The 20,642-nt window shown below is 59.5% G+C and carries 16 protein-coding genes; all 16 read right to left on the bottom strand.

Translation table 11 applies throughout. The annotated features are described in order from the left end of the window. Nucleotide 1: 1 nt before the first annotated feature. On the bottom strand, nt 2-1,423 hold the full coding sequence (locus ACFOSU_RS13305; protein ID WP_380690394.1) for a putative O-glycosylation ligase, exosortase A system-associated: 1,422 nt from the start codon (nt 1,421-1,423) through the stop codon (nt 2-4). A gap of 330 nt (nt 1,424-1,753) precedes the next feature. Beyond that, nucleotides 1,754-2,926, bottom strand: coding sequence for a carboxylate--amine ligase (locus tag ACFOSU_RS13310; RefSeq protein ID WP_380690396.1), 1,173 nt, complete (start codon nt 2,924-2,926; stop codon nt 1,754-1,756). Continuing rightward, entirely contained in the window at nt 2,923-4,131 is a 1,209-nt protein-coding gene (locus ACFOSU_RS13315) for a TIGR04063 family PEP-CTERM/XrtA system glycosyltransferase (protein ID WP_380690398.1), read from the bottom strand. Before ACFOSU_RS13315 ends, ACFOSU_RS13310 begins: the two co-directional genes overlap by 4 nt. Before the next feature lie 3 nt (nt 4,132-4,134). Continuing rightward, the gene (locus tag ACFOSU_RS13320) at nt 4,135-5,247 is read right to left on the bottom strand and encodes a glycosyltransferase (RefSeq protein ID WP_380690399.1); all 1,113 of its coding nucleotides are present in this window, start codon (nt 5,245-5,247) and stop codon (nt 4,135-4,137) included. Nucleotides 5,248-5,351: 104 nt separating this feature from the next. Further along, on the bottom strand, nt 5,352-6,380 hold the full coding sequence (locus ACFOSU_RS13325; RefSeq protein WP_380690401.1) for a sulfotransferase family protein: 1,029 nt from the start codon (nt 6,378-6,380) through the stop codon (nt 5,352-5,354). Beyond that, on the bottom strand, nt 6,377-8,314 hold the full coding sequence (locus tag ACFOSU_RS13330) for an XrtA/PEP-CTERM system amidotransferase (RefSeq protein WP_380690403.1): 1,938 nt from the start codon (nt 8,312-8,314) through the stop codon (nt 6,377-6,379). The genes ACFOSU_RS13325 and ACFOSU_RS13330 overlap by 4 nt, the downstream gene beginning before the upstream one ends. A 12-nt stretch (nt 8,315-8,326) precedes the next feature. After that, nucleotides 8,327-9,487 (bottom strand): TIGR03088 family PEP-CTERM/XrtA system glycosyltransferase, encoded by a 1,161-nt coding sequence (locus ACFOSU_RS13335; protein WP_380690405.1) that lies wholly within the window; start codon nt 9,485-9,487, stop codon nt 8,327-8,329. Further along, nucleotides 9,484-11,055: an exosortase A gene (gene xrtA, locus ACFOSU_RS13340; protein ID WP_380690407.1), complete on the bottom strand. Its 1,572-nt coding sequence runs from the start codon at nt 11,053-11,055 to the stop codon at nt 9,484-9,486. The genes ACFOSU_RS13335 and xrtA overlap by 4 nt, the downstream gene beginning before the upstream one ends. Beyond that, on the bottom strand, nt 11,052-12,299 hold the full coding sequence (locus tag ACFOSU_RS13345; protein WP_380690409.1) for a TIGR03087 family PEP-CTERM/XrtA system glycosyltransferase: 1,248 nt from the start codon (nt 12,297-12,299) through the stop codon (nt 11,052-11,054). Before ACFOSU_RS13345 ends, xrtA begins: the two co-directional genes overlap by 4 nt. Before the next feature lie 10 nt (nt 12,300-12,309). Beyond that, nucleotides 12,310-13,338, bottom strand: coding sequence for a FemAB family XrtA/PEP-CTERM system-associated protein (locus ACFOSU_RS13350; protein WP_380690411.1), 1,029 nt, complete (start codon nt 13,336-13,338; stop codon nt 12,310-12,312). A gap of 4 nt (nt 13,339-13,342) precedes the next feature. Then, nucleotides 13,343-14,245: an XrtA system polysaccharide deacetylase gene (locus tag ACFOSU_RS13355; RefSeq protein WP_380690646.1), complete on the bottom strand. Its 903-nt coding sequence runs from the start codon at nt 14,243-14,245 to the stop codon at nt 13,343-13,345. A gap of 19 nt (nt 14,246-14,264) precedes the next feature. After that, nucleotides 14,265-15,590, bottom strand: a complete 1,326-nt coding sequence (locus ACFOSU_RS13360) for an ExeA family protein (RefSeq protein WP_380690413.1) — start codon at nt 15,588-15,590, stop codon at nt 14,265-14,267. 5 nt (nt 15,591-15,595) lie between these two features. Then, complete coding sequence (locus tag ACFOSU_RS13365; protein ID WP_380690415.1) at nt 15,596-17,326, bottom strand: TIGR03016 family PEP-CTERM system-associated outer membrane protein; 1,731 nt, start codon at nt 17,324-17,326, stop codon at nt 15,596-15,598. Nucleotides 17,327-17,408: 82 nt separating this feature from the next. Continuing rightward, the gene (locus ACFOSU_RS13370) at nt 17,409-18,305 is read right to left on the bottom strand and encodes an AAA family ATPase (protein WP_380690417.1); all 897 of its coding nucleotides are present in this window, start codon (nt 18,303-18,305) and stop codon (nt 17,409-17,411) included. After that, entirely contained in the window at nt 18,302-19,876 is a 1,575-nt protein-coding gene (locus tag ACFOSU_RS13375) for an XrtA system polysaccharide chain length determinant (protein WP_380690419.1), read from the bottom strand. Before ACFOSU_RS13375 ends, ACFOSU_RS13370 begins: the two co-directional genes overlap by 4 nt. Nucleotides 19,877-19,945: 69 nt before the next feature. Next, the gene (locus tag ACFOSU_RS13380) at nt 19,946-20,455 is read right to left on the bottom strand and encodes an XrtA/PEP-CTERM system exopolysaccharide export protein (RefSeq protein ID WP_380690421.1); all 510 of its coding nucleotides are present in this window, start codon (nt 20,453-20,455) and stop codon (nt 19,946-19,948) included. Nucleotides 20,456-20,642 lie beyond the last annotated feature (187 nt).

The following is a 20,642-nucleotide window of genomic DNA, read 5'->3' on the forward strand; positions in this document are numbered from 1 at the left end:
GTTACCACCACGGCAGATTCTGCGTCGCATTACGCGACGCTGGCGCAGCCTTGTCCTTGCCGCCAGTCGCCTGCCTGTCGGAGACAAAGGAACGTCGCCGACGACGCGCGGGCTGCGGCGAAGTCGCGGTAGTCATCTCTGTCTCTGGGCGCGACAGCACCATCGATTCGTCTACGACGCCGCGTGCCGCTCGCTCCACCATCACGTTCAGTACCGCCGTGATGGCCAAGAGCTGATAGAAAAGATCAAAGTATGGCATGGGCAGAAGCGAGCCCGCGCCCATATAAGCAACCAGACTGACCTGCATCATGCTCGCCAGATCTCCCATCCAAGCCAGTTCGGGGCTGCCGCGGGTACGCTTTCTGATTCGCGCCAAGCTGAGCCAAGCGGTCACCAGCATACCGATAAAGAGGATCAGGCCGATAAAGCTGTGTTCACCCAGAACTTCAAAGAAAATACTATGGATCGCGCGGTGTTTTGCACCCGGCGGCCCATACATATTCCACATCCCCTGGTTCGCCCACACGCGCATCCCGCCACCAAGGATCGGGTTGCTCAATGCAAGGCTGGTTGCGAACTTGTAGGAGTCGATACGCCCCTGCGCCGACTGATCTTCCTGATACTGGTTTATTGTGTTCATGCGGTCATACCACTCTTGTGGCATGAACGCCGCCAGCGCGATCGCCAGAACCGGCACGACCAGAATCAGGGATTTTCGATGTCTGCTTTTATAGATGAGCATGATGCCGGTCACGCCCAGCGCGAGAAAGCCACCCCGCGACTGGGTGCCAAGCACGGATAACGCCGTCAACGCCATCAATGCCCAGAGTCCGAGGCGCACCAACCGCTTTGGCTCCTGCAACTGGAGATAACGAATCAGTGGCAGCGTCATGCACATGACCAACGCAAAGTCGTTGTTGTCCCTGAAGAAGCTCTTTATAGGTCCGAGGACGTGATAACCGCCACCGGTTAGCAGCGTGAACAGGCCGCCCTTGAATCCCCAGAATCCGAAGGAAATAACCACGGCCCAAAGAACCCAATGAAGCTTCTGCCGATCGATAACCAGAATCAGGGTGAAATAAGCCATCAGCAGAATCTTGAAGAAACGCACCCATTCAGCGCGCGCCAGGTCGGATTCCACCGCAAAAATTGTCGTGACTCCAGTCCATATCAGGAACAGCGTCATGGCCACCATGACCGGCGTCATTCGTAGTGGCTGTCTCTGATCGCGATGGACCAGCGTAACCAAAATAGTCACTAACGCCGTGATCATTACCCAGTTGAAGCTGGTGGCAAAACCATAAGCGATTCGATGCGGGTTCATGTAGCTGAACATGATCCACAGCATCAGCCCCACTATGGGGCGCATGAATGCCATCGGAAGCGTTGCCGCAAGGAACATCAGCAGTGCTAGTGCGCGCATGGCTAGTGTCCGGTCACGCAAACTCGCGGCATGGAGTCGTGCTTAGTAGGAAACGATACTTTCGTTCTAGACAAGACCCAGCAACGAGGCAAAGCGCCGGGTATTCGAGTCGCGGGGTTCCGCGCCCCCTGCTGCCCTTTGCTTGCTCCGGATCCAACCGTCTGTGCTCGGGTGACACGCAGCGATACGGTCGTCAGATCAGGCGCCTCCGAAAAATCAAACGCCGCCCGTCTACCACGGCGGTCTGTAGCGCGAATAGCGCGCACGCTAACTCGCATACGGCGCTGGCCTGACCAGCCTTGACGGGGTCTCTTGAAACGGCAGATTACCCTAACCACCACGTGAACGACCTGTCCAATTATGAACGCGGTCGATGAAAGTGAAAATCCCAGGCGCCGGATCGTGCCAGCGATACAGCGCATCTGTCGCACTGATGCCCGGCGGCTGATCAACCGATTCGGCCAGCGGATCGGCCGCCGAGCGACTGTCGCTTATCCGCTCACGCCAAATCCGGGGCGACGGCGTTGTCGATTTCGGCAGTTCTAAGCCCAGACTGTCGCAATAGGCGGCTAGAGGAATATTGACCCCGTTGAGGGTAGCGATCTCCTCCTGGAAATCGGTGCGGCCAACAGTGGGTTCAACCACCATATACCGGCCGTCTGATGAATCTCGTTTGTATTCCATGCTGACAAGCCCGGAGATGCCCGCCTTTGCGAAAAAATCGTTGGTCGAATCGATCACGGTCTCCGCTTCCGGCGCGGCCATGCAACTGGCTGTGCCGCCCGTACGTGGCGGCCACGAGCGCAGTTTGCGGCCAACGAATGAGACCGGCTGGCCCGAACCACGTGGGCGGTACTGCAAACAGAAATAGATATCCGAATCGGCGCCCGGAATCCATTCCTGCACGATGATATCCGCAAGCGTCGGCAGCATGCGTTCGACCAGTGTGATCGTCGACTCCCGATCCGGGACACAGTATGCCTTCCGAAAAATTTTCGAGTAACCCGAGTCGTGATAGGCAGGCTTGACGATCAGAGGCGGTCGCAGCGACTTTATCGCTTCGATGTCGGCAGTTTGCCTGACCGCTACGGTGCGAGGATGCGCCAAACCGGCCGCCTGGGCGATTTCCATTACCGTCGACTTGTGGGTGCAGGCCTGCACCGCGGCGGGCGGCGACAAGGTCATATGAAACATCTTTTCCAGCTGATAATACTCACGCGTGACGAAGGCGACCGCTTTTTCAGTCGTCAGGATCAGAACCGGCCGATCCTGGTTTTTGTCGCGAGCAACGGAGTTCAGTGCCGTCGATAGACCATCGGCTGTGTCTGCGTCGTAACGCAGCGCACGCGCATAACGGCTCCGCATTCCGGGGGCTTTCGCATCGCTGTCGGCGACGATCACCGGCACCCCTGCACGCCCAAGGCTGCGCACCACACCAAGACCATTCAAGCCACCACCGACTACGATCGCGGGCGTACCAAAGCGACGCTGCATATCGGTCACCTACCCCGAACCGCGTTGTAGACGGCAACGTAGTTGGCCGCACTGGCCGCCCAGGTCCGTCGACTTTCGACGAAGGATCGCCCGGCGATCCTTACCGCCTCGAGAGTCGAGGCATTGGTATCGGCAAGTTCGACGATCGTTGCCGCGAGCGCCTCCGGCGATTCGGGCGTAAAGAGAAATCCGGTCTTGCGGTCCTCGATCAGCTCGCGATGGCCGCCAACGTCAGATGCGGCCACCAACTTGCCCTGTGCCATAGCTTCCAGAGGCTTGAGCGGCGTGACCAGTTCAGTCAATCGGTGACGCACTCTCGGAAATACCAGCAGGTCCATCAGGCCGTAGTAGCGATCGATCTCTTCGTGCGGCACACGGCCAGTGAACACGACCCGGTCGTCCACGCCCAGTTTGGTAGCAAGTACTTTGAGCCGCTCAGCTTCGGGGCCGCCGCCGACCAGCAAGAGTTTGATGGAACGGTCGGCTAGCTCGGTGCGGGCTATCGCACGAACCGCGACCTCCAGCCCTTCGTAGCCATAGAAAGAACCGGCGAAACCCACCACATATTGGGCCTTAAGATCGAGCGATTCGGCCAGCGCCGCGTCGTAGGTCGGCGCGTAGGTGAACCGGTCGACGTCGACTGCATTCGGAATTACCGTGACTTTGTCGCCGGATACGCCGCGACCGACGATATCCTTGCGCAGCCCCTCACAGATGGTGGTCACGCCGTCGGCACGCTTGAGAACATACGTCTCGAGCGCGCGGGTCGCGCGATACCGAGCGCTGCCCTCGGCGTGCGTCCCATGCTCGACTGCCGCATCTTCCCAGAACGCGCGTACTTCGTAGACAAGCGGCAAGCCGCTGGCACGCGCGGCGCGAAGAGCGGCCAGTGAGTTCAATACAGGCGAATGGGCGTGGATCACGTCAGGCGTGATTGTCTCGATCAGCGACAGCAGACGTTTTTCGATCGCTCGGACGATCGCCAGTTCACCGGCCACCGGCAGTTGCGCCAGACGCCCGGTTGGTGACGGTGTGCGATAGAACGACCAGCCTTGTGCCTGATCCTCGAGCCGGTCGCCACTGTTCTGCTTGGGGCCGGTCATCAGAACAGGCTCCCAGCCTAGCTTGCGCTGTTCATTGACCAGCGCAAGCGTGCGGAAGGTATAACCGCTGTGCAACGGTGCGGAATGATCCAGTACGTGGAGAATACGCATACGTCAGTTCGTCTGGTCCAAGGCCGCGGAAGACAGCATGTCGTTAAAGAGTGCGATCTGGCCGTTGGTCGTTGCCTGCCAGCTGAACTGTTCGGCATAGGCACGCCGTTCGGCTCGGCCTTCCGCGCCGAGTTCGTCAGAGCCCAACGAGCGCCAGGCCGCCGTAACCGACGCGGCGTCCCGAGTTTTCATCAGGCGCCCGGCCGGCCGGCCGATAATCACTTCTGGAATACCGTCCACTGCGTTGCCGATTACGGCAGTTCCACAAGCCAGCGCCTCAAGCATGACGTTGGGCATGCCTTCGCGGCTGGAGGCCAGAATCAGCGCGTCCGCGGCATTGTAGTAACGCGTGAGCTCCTCATGGCTTTTCGGGCCGACGAAATGCACGCGATCGGCCACGCCCATCTCCGTAGCGAGTCTCGACAGTGCTCCGCCCTCGGGGCCATCACCCACGACCATCAACTCGGCGTTGTCGACGCTGGCCAGGGCCTCGACCGCAATATGAACCCCTTTCAATTCGACGAGATGTCCTACGGTCAGCCAGAGGAAGCTTTTAACGCCAAGATCTTTTCGGATCGCTGTACGGTCAAGCGGCTTGAAACGGGTCAGATCGACGCCGTTGCGCAACGGTACCAGGCGGCTTGGATTCAACCCCAGGCTGGTGATTTTCGAGACCAGCGAACGCGACACGGTGATCATGGCCTCGCCGTGCTCGAGCGCCCGGTGAATCTGTCGTTGCGGACCCTTCATGGCAGCGATCAGCGTGATGTCCGAGCCGCGTGCGGTCATGACGACCGGCCGGTCGAAACGCCGGCCCAGCGCCGAGGCGGCCACCCCGTCAGGATAGGCATAGTGCGCGTCGATCAGATCAAAATCGAAGCCTTCCTCTCGCAATTGCACAAGTGCGGGCGTCGCCGCTCGGGCCATGCTGTGCGGCGACAGCATCATCCCTACCTTTGGGATAACCAGGAAACGTGGATGATCGATGGTGATGCCGTAGCGAATCTCGCGGGCCGGCACGCGCGCCATCTCCGCGTAGCGTCCAAACCGTTTGTGGGTCGAGAAAAACCATGGCACAGGAGCGATCACACGCGCCTCGACTTCGCCCGATTCCAACAGATGACGCAGCCGCTCTTCAACGAAAATACCGTGCCGCGACTGCTGGCTGTTGGGATACAGACTGGTAACCACTGCCAGGCGAATTGGTCGGGATGCCGTGCTCAAGACGGTCTGCCCTCTGGCGGCGTCATATTCGCATACTCGGCACCGAGTGTACTGCGTGTTGCAATGGCCATCACCCGCGCCACGGTCTGGTCGTCGAGTTCTTCACGCCAGCGCCATGCCGCTTGCGAGGGATTCTTGTAAACGCTGTAATAATCGTTCTGGCTGCTGCCAGTGCTGGCGGCGATGAAAGCCTGGGTCTGATCGCTCATCTCCAGGCCGGCAAATTCGAACATCTTCTGCACGCCGGCCTGCGGATCGCGACAGATATCCTCGTAGCGAACCCGGAGATAACGGGTATTGTCGCCCACTTCCATCCGCGCTTTTTCATTGGTCAGCACCCAGTGCCAGGCAAGTCGCTCCTCGGGCGTGAGATCGCGAACCATCTGCTCGTGGTCGTCTCCAAAACCAAAGCGATCGCCAAGCGGTGTGCCAGCGGCATTGCGCGCGGACTTGTAAGCCATCCAGCCGATAGAGGAGTTGTCACTGAACGTCTTCAAATCCACGCCGCGCAGCGTGGAAGCGATATACCCACAGGGATGGCGAAGAATATGGATACCGCGCGCTTTTTCGAGTGCAGTCAGCGTCGGGGCAAGGCTGCTCAACGACTGGATGGACTTCCAAACTACTCGTCGCTCCGGATCTCCGCTCCCATCATGATGCACCACTATGGGGAACGCCGGGTAAACTCGACTCCCTGCTCGTGCGACTTCGGTACTGAGGCGGGCCACCTGGAAGCCGAACTCGGACATGAATTTTTTTCGAAACAACGGCCGCTTGCCGGCCACGCGCAGCGATTGGAGCGCCGGAAGGCCAGCCACAAACGTCTGTAACTCCAGGCGATAGCGATCGGCTGCGTCAGCCGCCCCTGAATCGGCGAATACACGGCGATGATCGGGTTCATGGCAATAAAGTACGTGCGGATGACTATCGAACAGCTTGCCAAGCCAGGTGGTGCCCGATCGCGGCATCCCGAACAACAGGATGAGCTGTTGTCCATCGGCCGGTGACGGCGCGCGTATATTCATCGCCTGCTACCAATTGCGGCGTTCTGGGCGCCACCGGAGAGCACGCCGCCCGATTCCCGTTCGAGAAACCGCGACAGCATCAGCAGTGACCAAAGCGCCGCACTATGCTCGCCACGCCCCGACTTGTGTTGTTGCCACAGACACTCCAGCGCACCGGCCTTGAATAATCCGCTCTCGATAAGCGCACCTTCTGTCATTGCTCGTTCCACGGTTTCCTTGAGTGGCCCAGCGAACCAAGCGCTCAGCGGCACGGAAAATCCTTTCTTCTTTCGGTATAGAATATCGTGCGGCAACGTTGGCTCGAAGGCCTTCTTGAGCATGTACTTGCCCTCGCCGGCACGCAGCTTGTACTCAGGCGGCATCCCGGCGGCCCAGCCGACGACTTCATGATCGAGCAGGGGCACCCGAACCTCCAGCCCATGCGCCATGCTGGCCCGATCGACCTTGGTCAGGATGTCGCCCGGAAGATAGGTCTTGAAATCGATGTATTGGGCGATCGACAAGGGATTGTCGCTGCCTGCACGTTCACCATGCGCCCTGAACAGATCTCGAGCACGATAGCCCTGCAATTCGCCAAGAAATTCACTGCTGTACAAACTTTCCCTGAGCGGTTGCGATATGACTGAAACGCTGTGGCAATAAGCCTCGGCTGTGTCCATCGCCAAAGCCTGGAATGTGGTCTTGCCGCGAACGAACTGCGGCGCCCAGTCGAGCTTCGGATAGAAGCGACCTAGGGCACCAAACACCGGCTTTCTGATGAAGTCGGGGATGCGCTGGCGGGCACGCGACTCGTTCTGGTGCAGCCGATAGCGGCGATAGCCCGCAAAATTCTCATCGCCGCCGTCGCCCGATAAGGCGACCTTCACCTGCTGACGAGCCAATTGACAGACTCGGTAGGTAGGCAACGCAGAGCTGTCGGCAAACGGCTCGTCATAGATATCGATCAGTTGGTCGATCAGGTCAAAATCACTGCCATCGACCTGATGCTCCCGGTGACTCGTCGCGAACAGCTGCGCGATCTTGCGCGCATGATCAGACTCGTCGAATGCGGCCTCTTCGAAACCGATGGCGCAGGTGTTGACGGGTTCATCGGAGGCGGCGGCCATGAGCGAAACGATGGCGCTCGAGTCCACGCCCCCGGACAGAAACGCACCGAGCGGCACATCGGCGATCAGTCGCATGCGTACCGCGTCGTCCAGCCGTGAATACAACTCGTCCGCAGCATCCTCGACCGATGGCGCCGCCTGTGGCTGGAAACCGATGTCCCAATATGCTCTCGGACTCGGCGCAGCTTGTCCGGGCGTCCAGTCAAACATGTGCCCCGCGGATAGTTTGTACGAATTGCGAAAGATGGCGTAAGGCTCAGGCACGTAGCCGAGTGCTAGATAGCCCTCTATCGCCAAAGGCTCAAGTGCACGGTCGAGGCCCGGATGGGCCATGAGTGTCTTCAGTTCCGAACCGAACACCAGATCGCCGTCCGGCGTGAGGCCGTAGTACAGGGGCTTAATACCAAGTCGATCCCGGACGAGATGAATACGTTTTTCCCATGCATCCCATACCGCGAATGCAAACATGCCCCGAAAGCGCTGAACACAATCGGGCCCCCAGTGCTGCCACGCTGCCAAGAGCGTATCGGTATCGCAATGTCCTGGGAACGTATAGCCGGCGGCTTCCAATTCCGGGTTTAGCGCACGGTAATTATAGATTTCACCGTTGTAGACCAAGGTATAGCGCCCATCGGCACTCATCATCGGCTGCTCACCGCTCGACGGATCCAGAATGGTCAGGCGTCGGTGCGCCAGACCCGCCCCCTCCATGACCACGCTGTCGTGCTGATCCGGGCCGCGGTGGGCTTGAACCGTATTCATCGCATTCAATGCCGCGCGATCGGGCACGCCACCGCTCGCGGTGATTATTCCTGTTATTCCACACATAATCGCGTCGGCCTAATGATCGAGCAGTTCGTCGTAGAGCTGACAATACTGAAGCCTCATGGTCTCGAGGCTGAACTGAGCGCGTGCACGCACGCGGCCCGCCACCCCGTATGCCCGGGCTTGTTCGGGCGACTCCACCAGCGTGCGTATCGCTGCCGCCATCTCGCCCGGCGCGCCCGAGGCTACGAGGATACCGGTTTCACCAGCGATGACGAGTTCCGGATTGCCGCCGACATTCGTGGCCACGATCGGCAGGCTACTGGCCATCGCTTCGAGGATGGTCAGCGCCACGCCCTCGGCGATCGAGGAGCAGACGTAGATATCCAGCGTATGCAGCAATTGCTCGACATCGTCACGCGGCCCGGTCAACGTCACCCGATCGCCCAGACCCAGCTCCGTAACCTGCTGCTCGAGTGTCGCTCGCTCGCCCCCCTCTCCCACGATCATCAGCTCGAGCCGGTTATTCGGCAGGTCGTCGCAGAGCACGGCAAAGGCGTTGATCAGGGTCCCAAAGTCCTTGACCCGATCGAGACGACCGACCGTGCCGATTCGAACCATCTTGTCGCCTTCAACGAGCGAGTCAACCGGATCAAACGGAGATGGCGCAGGCCGGAATCGCTCGACATCGATACCGTTGCGGATAAGCCGTGTCTTGGCGGCATCGATGCCGACATCATGCGTCAACCACTCGGCGAGATCGGAAGAGACTGCGACAAATCGATTGATCAAAGGCGCCAACAGACGCCGCATCCAGCGGTATTTGACGTTATTACCGTTCGGGTCGGCGGCATCACGGCCATGCTCCGCATGGACGACACGGCGTACGCCGGCCAGGCGTGACCACAAGGCCACATCGATCGCGCCTATGTTGTAGGTATGCACGATATCCGGGCTCAGCCGGCGCAAGCGGCGCAAAAGCCGCATATACGCGGAGATATCCTTGCCGGGCCGCTTGCCAATGGTTTCAAAGTCGACGCCGAGCGCATCTAGGCGCGCACCCAGCACGCCCACATCACGCAGACAAAGTACTCGATGTGTGTAGCGATCCCGGGTCTGGCCGATCAGGTTGAGTGCAACGATTTCCATTCCGCCGATATCGAAACGGTCAAGCACGTGCAGTACCAGCGGTCGTTGTTGCCCAACATCGTTTTGCTCATCGGCCGGCCCGGTCACCCACGCCCTCCGCCGCCCTGGGTCACGAACTGGATCGCGGCTCCGCCCAGTTCATCCACCACCGCGTCGCCCGAGGTAGCCGAAACCGGCGCCGCGATCACCACGATCTCTGTGGATGCCGGCATCGCCGCCAGACCGTAGAGCGCTTGCCAGACTTTGACCCTCAGTGACGACGATTCCCAACGCGAACGCACACGGAACCCGTACAGTACTTGCATATGCGAACCGCTCTCGCGAGACGACAGCACTAGCTGACGAAGTTCCGGCGCGCCCGTTTTCACTGCACTTGTCGTCGCACGGTCGATCGTCCACTGCTTTGGATTGAAGATTCGGTTACCGACCGTGAGCAGCTCGCGGCCCTCACCGGGTCCGTCCTGATACACGACCCGATCCACTCTGGCGCGCCCGTGGCCAGTGCGATAGTAGGCGGTCTCGTGCTGGCTGGCTCCCACGAACCTAAGCCCCAATTCCGGGACGCCGACCGGCGCGTCGCTCTTCTGGTGACCCGCCAGCGTTTGCGGCCAGGCCGGCACGGGACTGGCCGACTGTCCGGACGCGATCGCACGGGCAGTGCCGAACCAAGTCGGCGCGAGCGCGAACACGACAATCGCCACAAGCGTCACGCCGATCACCCGCGATCGGGTGGGGGCCAGCCGCTTCCGACCGGCGCGCCCCTCATCGATGGTCGGATCCTTCGGGGGCTGATGAAATGGCCAGCCCGCGAAGAAGAGAAGCACCAGTACAGTACCGAAAAACTGCCAGCCGAAGATCACATGGTCGGTGCCGGATGCATACTGAACGCCAAAATGCTCGCCTATGAGAATCGTGAAGAACACGCGCAAACCATTGGCTATTATCGGTACGACCATGGCGCAGACGATGAAGATCAATCGGCGCGACAGGCTCGTAAAGAAGATATTGGCGTAGAGCACGCCGAATGCGGTCGTGGCGATAAAGAACTTCACGCCGCTGCAGGCTTCGGCCACGTGCCATGCCGCCGCCGGAGTCAGAATGATGCGGCCTGTCTTGAACACGGGGATGTCAGTGAGGTGTAGCGCCCACACGCTCAGTTGCGCGGTGACGTCCTGAAGCGGCCCAACCATGAAATTGCCGAACGGTACGGCAAAAAACACATAGCCCATAGGAAAAACCAGAACCCGCGCAACCGCCGGCCCGTAAAAGACATAGATCAGCACCGGGCAAAGCGCAACGACCGCGAGGTGTTGCGCAAGGTTTATCTCGGCCAGCGCGCCCAGCAACCACATGAAACCCAGAGCAAGGGCCAGAACAAAGGCCAACGGGCGTGGCGAGCCAGTGACCTGGGCAAGCGCATGCCGGCGCGTCCAAACCAGCACGGCACAGAGCGGAAAGATCAGAAAGCAGTATTCGAACGTCCCGGTATTCGCCCAGGTTTGGGCAAGCGAGATGAATGTGCCGGCGTAGACGGCGAGAAAAACGCAGGTGACGACGAGAAAGCCGACGTGCAGTGCCCAATTCAAACCGCGCGTCCGCGCGGTGTCGTCAGCCACATCGCCGCGCGCGGCCACGGATCGTTCAACGACGCTCATGCAGATGCACCCACAGCCGCCGACTGCACGTTCCGGGCGTTGCCCTGGCCCGGCTCGATGTATTCGTACAACCGTTCGAATTGACGTTGCCAGCCATAATAGCGGGTCACATACGATCGGGCCGCAGGCAGCGGCCGCCCGTGATCCTGTTGGTCGACATACGCGAGGACTGCGCGCGCGAATGCCTCTGCGCTCTCGGCAATGGCCGCAATGGCTTCATCAGCGGGCTCAAGCCCGGCCGCGGCCTGCTCACTCATCACCACGGCGCGCCCCATCGCCAGTGCTTCCAATACCTTGTTCTGGATGCCGCGTGCGATACGCATGGGCGCCACCGCAACGCTCGCGTGAGCAAGATACGGGCGCACATCGGCCACGGCGCCGGTTACATGCACGCCGGCATGCTCGGCAAGTGCCAGCACCTGGCGCGTTGGCCGGGTTCCGACGATCCAGAACTGCGCGTCGGGTTGTGCCGTGCGAACTGCCGGCCAGACGTTCTGCACAAACCACTCGACGGCGTCGACGTTCGCGCCGTAATCCATCACCCCGGTGAATACGACCCGTGCCGCACCGGGCTGCCGATAGGGGTCGTCGTGTTCGAGATCCGGATCGAAGAACACGCTATCGACGCCGTTGCCGATTGCGCCGACCCGCTCGCTGCTTTCCGGGGCGGCATCGCGGAAAAAATCGGCCTCCGCGTCGGACACGAACAGACTCGCGTCGAAAACACCTGCGAGCCGTCGCTCCTCCGCCAGTAGGCGATTCGCCTCGCGGGTATAAATCCAGCGCGCGACGCCGGTGCACTTGGCCGCGTACTGCCGCCACTTATCCGAATCGACATCTACGAAGTCGAGAACCCGGCGACAGCCCTCATGAGTATCGACATACGTCGCCATGGTCGACGAGAACACGAATACGTGTTCGATCGGTCGTGTCGCCAGTATCTCGTCCACCCAGCCCGCGAGTCGGGCATCACGGTAGTAGCCCACGCTCAATGCCCTATTGTTCAGGAATCCCGTGGTGCTGCGGATACGAGCCGCCAAAGGCTTGAGGGTCCGATAGCACTGCTGGTCGGTCAGCGCGTCGAGCACCGACCGGTGGGCCCAGTCGTCCGGATCGTCGACAAACGTCCCCAGATGCACGCGATAGCGCTCGGAAAGCGCCTTCAACCAGTGGTACGCCCGTATCTTGTCGCCCTTGTTGGGCGGATACGGCATGCGATGGCAGAGAAACAAAAGCTCTTTCATGAACGCCGCATCAACCGAGATTGCGGGCCAGCACGGGGCCGATCACACGGGTGACCGCAACCGGCAGTTTCTGCCAGAGACGGATCTTGCGCTGATAGCGCGGGTTCGCAGGGCTCAGATCCGGCATCTGTTCGTCGCCGATGAGCACGTATTCGTAATTGAGGGGTTCCGGCTCGAACCCCCAATGGCGCTTGAACTGAAACGGGCCGGTCCCTTTCTTGCTGCGTCCGAAATCAAATATCCGCATGCCCTTTTCTACCGCATGCGACATCAGCGCCCAATACATGAAATCGTTGGCCTTGAGATCGCGGGCCGACTCGCCGGCGCCAGCGTAATAAGGCAATACTTCGTCACGAAAATAAAAACTCAGCACGCTGGCCACGGGTTGGTTGTCATGCACGATGGTCATGATCTCGCAGTCGTCACCGAACTCTTCCTTGAGCAGCGTCAGAAAACGTTTGGCGAAGATCGGCGTACCCAGGTTCCGGAGCGTGAGCGCATATAACGGATAGAACCGATCCACGTCGGCATCGAACTCCACTGTCATACCGTTCTTGAGTGCCTTGCGCACCACCGCACGCTGCTTGCGTGGAATAGCCTGCAGATTTTCGTCGTCGTTGTCGGCCAAGGTCTTGCGAAACGTATAGTAGAGATCCTTGCGCGGCCAGTCCGGATGACGCGCGTCACGCTCGCGAAACTCCGCGTAATCCACGCCCAGGTTCTCGCCCCTTTCGCGGGCCGCCGCGTACAAGGTCTCGGAAACGTCCGCCGAACACGCGAGCGCGCCGCCATAGACACAGAACGGCGTCGATATCAGCGCGTTGGCAAACAGCCGGCTGTTGACATGCACGAGCGGCAACACGCCCACGATCTCGCCATCGGCCTCGACATACAGGTAAGGGCAGCGATGTCCGAACGCCTTTTCGATCACCCGCTTCCAGCCTATACGGTGGAAAAAAGTGGCCGTCTCTTGTTCGGCCACGAACGCATCCCAACGCGCGTAGTCCGACGACTCCAGTTCACGGACGGTCAGCGACATGTTCTCAGGCATCCTGACTGATCTCCGTCACGGCCTGGGGACGGATTGTTTCGGCGGTTAAGTTCATCGGAAATACACGGTCCATGCGATCCCAGGCAAAGTCGGCCAGCAGTTGACGCAGACGTGGCTCGACCCGATGCAGATTCAGGTAGTGGCGTATCTGAGTCTTCCAGCCCACGTTCGGCACACGCGGCTGATTCGGGTCGACTTCCCATGGGTGAAAATAAAAAACCACCGGCTGGCGATCGACGCGGTTGACGCGCCGCAGGGCCCAGCGGCTGAGCTGATAAGGGTAGAGTCGAAAAAAACCGCCGCCGGCACAGGGATACCGGCGCCCGCCCAGTTCGGCGGTCGTAATCGGAATCTCCAGCAGACCCGACTGCTGAGCACGAAAAGCGAACCGCGGCGCCTCTGGCATCCCGTATGCCGGGTGCGCACCTGGATAAATGCTGGAGCTGTAAGTAAATCCGGCTTCGGCAAGCGCGTCCAGCGCCCAGAAATTGCCCTTGCCAATGGAGAAAGTCGCCGCGCGATAGCCACGTACGGCTTGACCGGACACGTCTTCAAGTATTTCGCGGGAACGCCGCACGTCGGCAAGAAACGTGACTCGGTCCTGCTCCGTCGCGCGGACATGGTTCATGCCGTGGCTGGCTATTTCATGACCGGAATCAGCAAGCTTTCGCACCAAGGCCGGATAACGCTGCGCGATCCAGCCGAGAGTGAAAAAGGTCGCCCGGACACCCGCCAACTCAAACAATGCCAGGATGCGATCGACGCTGGCCTCGACCCGGCTGGGCAGAAAACTCCAGCGCTGGGGGTCTACATGCGGCTCGAATGCCGAGACCTGAAAATATTCCTCTACATCCACAGTCATCGCATTGACCGCCGGATCCGCATTCTCCGGCAGTGATTCGATTCCATAGTGCCTAATCACGATCGCGCGATCTCCAGAAGAAAAGCCGACTGGCCGGCCGTTCGGATTCATCAAGCCATTCTTCGTCAGGGTCGAACGCGCGGATGTCCGAATCGTGACGTGGCGCCTGCTCTTCCTCTACCTCGACCCGACTTGCCGCGGGCCGTATCTGGTCTACAACATCGCTGCTCGGCTGCGGTTGCGGCGGGCTCTGCACCGGACGCACTGGCACAGCAGGCGTCTTCTCTTCGGCCGCTCGCGCTGGCGCGTTCAGATCGGTCTTGACGTCTGCGAACACGCCCTCGAGACATTTCAGCCGCAGTTCGGCATCGATCACGGCGCGACTCTCGATATCGATGCGATGCGCGGCCAGCAGCTCTTCCATACGCTTGCCCCCAACCGCATTACGCAGCGCCTGCTCCATCGTGCGCAGCCGTTCACCGAGCGCATCCAGACGCCCCGCCGCGACGGGCGAGCTATCCTCGGCACTGCCGGCTCGGGACGTATCGTTTGTCCAGACCAGCGGGTGAGCGCCCAGCTCCTGTTCGAATTCAGTAATAACAGTATTGAGTTCGGCAATCGTCAGTACATGCTGTTCTTCGAGGAACCCATACAGCAGGAAGCGATCCATGAGCATATTGATACGCCTGGGCACGCCACCCGACCACTCGTGAACCCTAGGGTATACGGCACCATCGATCGCCGGATCGCCGTCCCACTCCACGCGCCGCAAACGATGCTCTACGTACCCGCGCACCTCGTCGTCGGCGAGCGGCTGCAAGTGATGCGCTGCCACGACACGCTGGCGCAGATGCGACATTGTGGCGGAGGACAGCAGATCCCTGAGTTCGGTCTGGCCGATCAACGCAATCTGCATCAAGGCCTGGCCACCGGATTGCAGATTGGCCAGCGCTCGGAGTTCTTCCAGCGCCTCCACGCTGCATGCCTGCGCTTCGTCGACGATAAGCAATGCGCCCTTGCCCTTGCGCGCCTGCAACCGCGCCACCAAGGCATCAAGCAATTCAAGTTTGCCGCGGTCTTTATACGGAAGTCCGAAGGCCGCCGCGACGCTGGGCACCACCGAGTCAGCGCCCAGATTTGCCATGGCAACACGAGCGACCGCCAGGTTACGGCCACTCAGTTCCACGAGCAGCGATTGCAGCAGGAGCGTCTTACCCGTGCCGACATCGCCGGTAATGACTACGAACCCTTCGTTACGTTCCAGGCCATAGAGAAGATAGGAAAGCGCGCGCACATGATCGCGGCTCTCGAACAACAACCGCGGGTCCGGCATCAACTGGAACGGGCGAGACCTCAGGCCATAGAACTTCTCGTACATAGGCCTCAGAAATTCTTGAAGAACTGGAGCGTGACGCGGTTTTCCTTGTAATCGGAATTCCGTCTTTCGCCGTTCCGCCAGGCATGCGCATATCCGACCGCAGCCTGAGATGACCGGGAAACCGCGCGGGCCAGTGTGACCCCTGTTTCGTAATCATTATACCCGCCGCCGAAGTCCGTATTATCGCCGTTGGACTCACGGTTTTGCCAGCGCACCGCCGGAATCAATGACGTCCTAGGCGTAACCTGATATCGCGTTTCCACGGACGCACCATTGTAAGTCTCATCGCTAGCATCGCCGCTCTGATAGTTGCGCACCCGACGATATACAGTCAGGCCGGTTGAGGTACGTGCCATATCGATGCCGACACGTCCGGTCACCCGTTTTTCGACGAATACGCCGCGGTCAAATCGCGATTCGACAGGGCCAGATAGTGAAGCACCGGGAATGCTTCCTGTACCGAACCCATTTCCGTTGAGTGCATTCAAGCCGGCAGAGGTCGCTTGCTCGTCGTAGCTGATGCTGGCATCGGCCACTGGTCCATCATGCGACACGCTAGCGGAATAACTCTGACCGTAGAACCGATGCCCGACATGTGCCTCAAGCGTATTATAACCGCTGGCCCAGCGAAAACCTCCACTGTAGAACGGCTGCGACAAACGATCGTTAGTGCCGTCATCCTTATAGTCGTCCTCGACACCACCTTGAGCAAGGATCGTCAGCGTCCGGGACAACTGATATCCGAGTTCCAGACTGGCCCGGTCGAAGTAGCTGGTGTCGCTATTATCGTTATCGACATCGTCGAACAGCGGCTGATCCGGATCTACATTGTCGAAACCGCGAAAAAACTGGCGAGCATCACCACCGGAACGCTCTACCTTTTGCGTCTGAACGTCGGCCGTCCAACTGAGCCTGCCGCGGTCCGGCGGACTAGTTATATTGAGGTACGCTGCGTTGATGGTTGAATCCGGAACGTCATTATCATTGTAGAGCACCTTGCCATAACGATAGCGCAACAACGCAGTGCCGACGGGTCCTAGTGACTGAATCGCATAGGGGCTGATATTGCTCGACCAAGTAGCTGTCTGGTTCCGTGGAGACAACGAGTTGGACTGCGAGAAACTGATCGACGGATCGACAACGGTCTGGCCGTAGCGGGTATCAGCGTCCAAGTACAGATGGCCAGCCCAGAGGTCGACTGTTGTCTCCCCTTCGACCGTATTGTAGATGTCGTTGAATTCGCTGTTATGCGCGTATAGCACGAACTGAGGCGAGTAACTCAGCCTCCCGTGTACACGGCCAGTGCTTGCGCACGCATCCAGGCGCGGCGAAATCTCGGTAATGAAATCCGAAACCGCTTGATCGGATGGATCGCGATTAAGATTATCGGTATACGTTTCCGAGGCAGTCAGTGACAGCTGAGTATACCGGCCAGCGCTGCGTCGCGGTCCGCTTAACACCGGCAGTGGTGCAGCTGGCCCACCCGTCAAGTCACTTGAAAAGTAAGACTGGCAGTCTCCGCGAAAGCCAGAAATGAAGTCAAACGTCCGACTCGACTCCGTCTGCAAAGGGTTAGCCCCGCCTTCGTCAACGCCCACTGTCGACTGTCCGGAGTCAGATGAAGTAGACGTCGGGACAACCCCTTCTGGCGCAGCCGCCGCAGCGCTATCAGTTTCTTGTCCTACGGCACGGTCGAACGGCCAGATCATTGCCGAAAGCGCGACCACCATAAGCATGGAACTCGACCCAACCCCCGCGCGTCGTAGCCGAGTAACGATTACCCCACAATCCCTGTTCGAATTAGACCACGATACTGATTCACAATTGCGACGTTCCATTTACCCCACCCCCATAAGCCCCATAGTAACCGTCGTAGTCGTCGCCGTAGGCGGCACGACTCTGGTTGAGCAAGAGACTGACGCGTGCCGACGACTGGTCGAGCAAGGATAACGCGGAATCAAGCGCACGTCTCTCCGTGTGGCCGGCTTTGACGACAAATATAATCTGCCCCATAGTCATCGCAAGCGCTTGGGACTCGGCGGTGGCAAGCAAAGGCGCGGAATCGAACAGCACGATGCGGCGGGAATCGGCGGCCAGTTCGTCGACGAGCCGACGCATACGCCGACTGGCCATCAATTCTGTCGCCTGATCGTAGCGTCGACCTGCGGGCATGACGGACAACCGGGGGATATCAGTCGTCCGAATTACCTGCTCCGCCGATATGTCGTCGCTTAATAGTGTATCTATAAGCCCCGGATCCTTCCCCAAGCCCAAGGCCCGACTCAGCCGGGGGCTGGCGACATCACCATCCACGAGCAACACTGTGTGATCCAGTTCTTGAGCCAAGCTCAATGCCAGATTCAACGATGTAAACGATTTGCCCTCGCCGGGCTTGGCACTGGTGACCATGATCCGATTCACACCCATCGGCGAGTCTCTGTCTTCGGCAATGACCTGCAGAATCGGTCTTTTAACACGCTGATATTCACGCCCGATCTTGTCTCTCACCACCTCCGGCGGCACCAGACCAATTCTCTGAAGCGCGGCGACGTTAACCACAACTGGATTGTGATTGACAGGCGACACCGTCTCGCTCGCCGCCAACAAGTCCGTCGGAGGCAACGTTTCGCTGGAGGAAGAGGGCTGGGGTGGTATCGGCCCGTTCGAATCACTACGCTCACGCAACCGCTGGGCGGCTTTCTCGACCAGACTCATAGCCATTGACCCGAAATGAATGACGGCACCAGGGAAACCCCCAAGGGTATGAGCACCAGGGCTCCGAAGTAGCACACAACAAGCACACCGACACCGGCCATGAAAACCACCAGTGTGGTCCGCCGTCGGATGCTTTGTGCTCTCGTCCAGGCCACGCTGACCGCGCCCAGCACCGGGAGCCCGGTCACATCGGTGAGCGTGCGCCGATTAATGAAAACGGGACGCATCTGGCTCATGAAGAACGCGAATGCGCCGCCAGCGGCCAGACTACCCAGCAAAGCCGCCGTTATAAGCGCGAACCGATTGGGCCCGCTCGGTTCGGCAGGCACCTCGGGCGGATCGACCACACGGAACTGCAGCGGATTATTACTGCGCTCGACGTCCTCCGACAAGCGTGCTGAATAAAGCCGTGTCAGCAATTTTTCGTACTGGTCCCTAGTCACTTGATAATTGCGCGTAAGCTCCGCCAACTGAGCCTGAGCGTCGGTCATGTCATCTGCGCCGCTCTTGAGATCATCGAGCTGCCCTTCTTTGCGCTTAATAGACGCCTGCAGCGTGCTGACCCTACCCCTAGCCTCGTCGAGCTGCGCGCGCAGTGCGCTGTAACCGCCATCGGCCGACACAGCGATCTCTTCCGGATTGGCTCGTAATTGGGCAATCAGCTGACTGCGGTTGCTCTCAAGACGGGCGACCTCTCTCTGGGCCGCCAACACGTCGGGATGCTTGGGCGTGTATTTCGACAACATGCGGCCAATCTGATTTCGGCGGTCGGAAATTTGCTTGTCGAGCGCCAAAACTTGCGGACTGCGCTCGGCGGCAATGGTCGTTGTACCACCGCCTCGCCTAGCTCCACCGACCTGCCCCTGAAGCGATTGACTCCGATCCTTGGCCGCTGACAGCTCATCACGCAGATTGTCGATCTGACTCACAAGCGACTGGAGACGCGACACATAGTCCTGACTACCGGGCATGAGCTGGGCGTTGTTTTTCTTGAAGGTCGCAAGCTCGCGTTCCGTGGCATCGAGCCGCCCTTTGTATTCATCGACCTCGCGACTGAGGAAATCAATGGCCTGTGTGGTCTTCGCGCCCCCGTCCGATACCGCCATGCCGGTCATGATGTTGATGACCTGCTGAACAACATTTTGCGCCACGGTCGGGTCACTGCCCGTAAACGAGATCCGGTAAATATCGAGCTTGCCACCCGTGCTCCGGAGCTTGATTCTACTACCCAACTCGGCCAACAGACTCTCTGTTTCCTGCGGCGTACTCGCCTTCAAATCGAGGCCAGTGCGGCGGGCGATCGTCTCCAGATTCGGACGACTCAAAACTGTCTGGATGAGCAGATCAACCTGTTGATTGACGTTGGGCCGAACTGCCATCCCGTTCAGCAGCGGGTGGATCGCCGATTGCGTATCGATATGCACCCGCGCGTTGGAATCATACTGATTCGGAAGACTATAAGAGAACAGCCAGCCACAGACTGCTACAGCCCAAGCAACTGCCAAGCCATACCAGCGAAAACGCCAAGCGTTTCGTATCTGTTCAAAGACGAGATTGAAAATGTCGAGCATTTGACGGTTGATCCACCTGTTAGCGCGGGCCGGTCAGACCGCGTTCTCCCCAAAACTGTGACTGCAGAGCTAAAAATACGTCTGCGGAATAATAATCACATCACCCGGCTGCAGCGGACGATTTCGACTTATCTGGCCATCCAGAAGATCCTGGAGTCGAAGGCCGTAGGTCTTCTGGGTGCCATCATCTGCCGTGCGAACCAGCTTGGCTCGGTTACCGGCCGCGAATCGGGTCAGGCCGCCTACCTTTATCATCACATCAAGCACACTCATGCCTTTGCTATACGGGATGGATTGCGGCCGCGCGGCCTCTCCGAGAATCCGCACCTGATCGCTATAGGTGCCAACGAAACTGGTGACAATGACCGTAACCAGTGGATCGCGCACATACTGAGAAAGTGAGCTCTCGAGATCTCGGGCAAGCTCGACCGGCGTCTTTCCCGCAGCAGGCATTCTCTCGACCAAGGGGATTGAAATATCACCATCCGGCCGCACCGGTACGCTGAGCGAGAGATCCGGATTGTCGCGCACATATATACGCAGGCCATCACCAGGGCCGATTCGGTAGCTGCTATCCACCGGTGTCGCGTCGCCGGTTCGAGGCGGTGCCGTGGCGCATCCGCTCGACAGCACCATGACAGCTGCAATAAAAAATACTGCAAGGTATCTCTTCCGTGATCCAACCACTGCGTCCCCTCCCATGAAAATTCAAAGTGCCCGATAGTTGCGCGCAATACGCCCCGAAGTAATGGACAATGGCGGCATC

It is taken from the genome of Salinisphaera aquimarina (assembly GCF_042643355.1).
In the GTDB taxonomy this organism is placed as follows: Bacteria; Pseudomonadota; Gammaproteobacteria; order Nevskiales; family Salinisphaeraceae; genus Salinisphaera; species Salinisphaera aquimarina.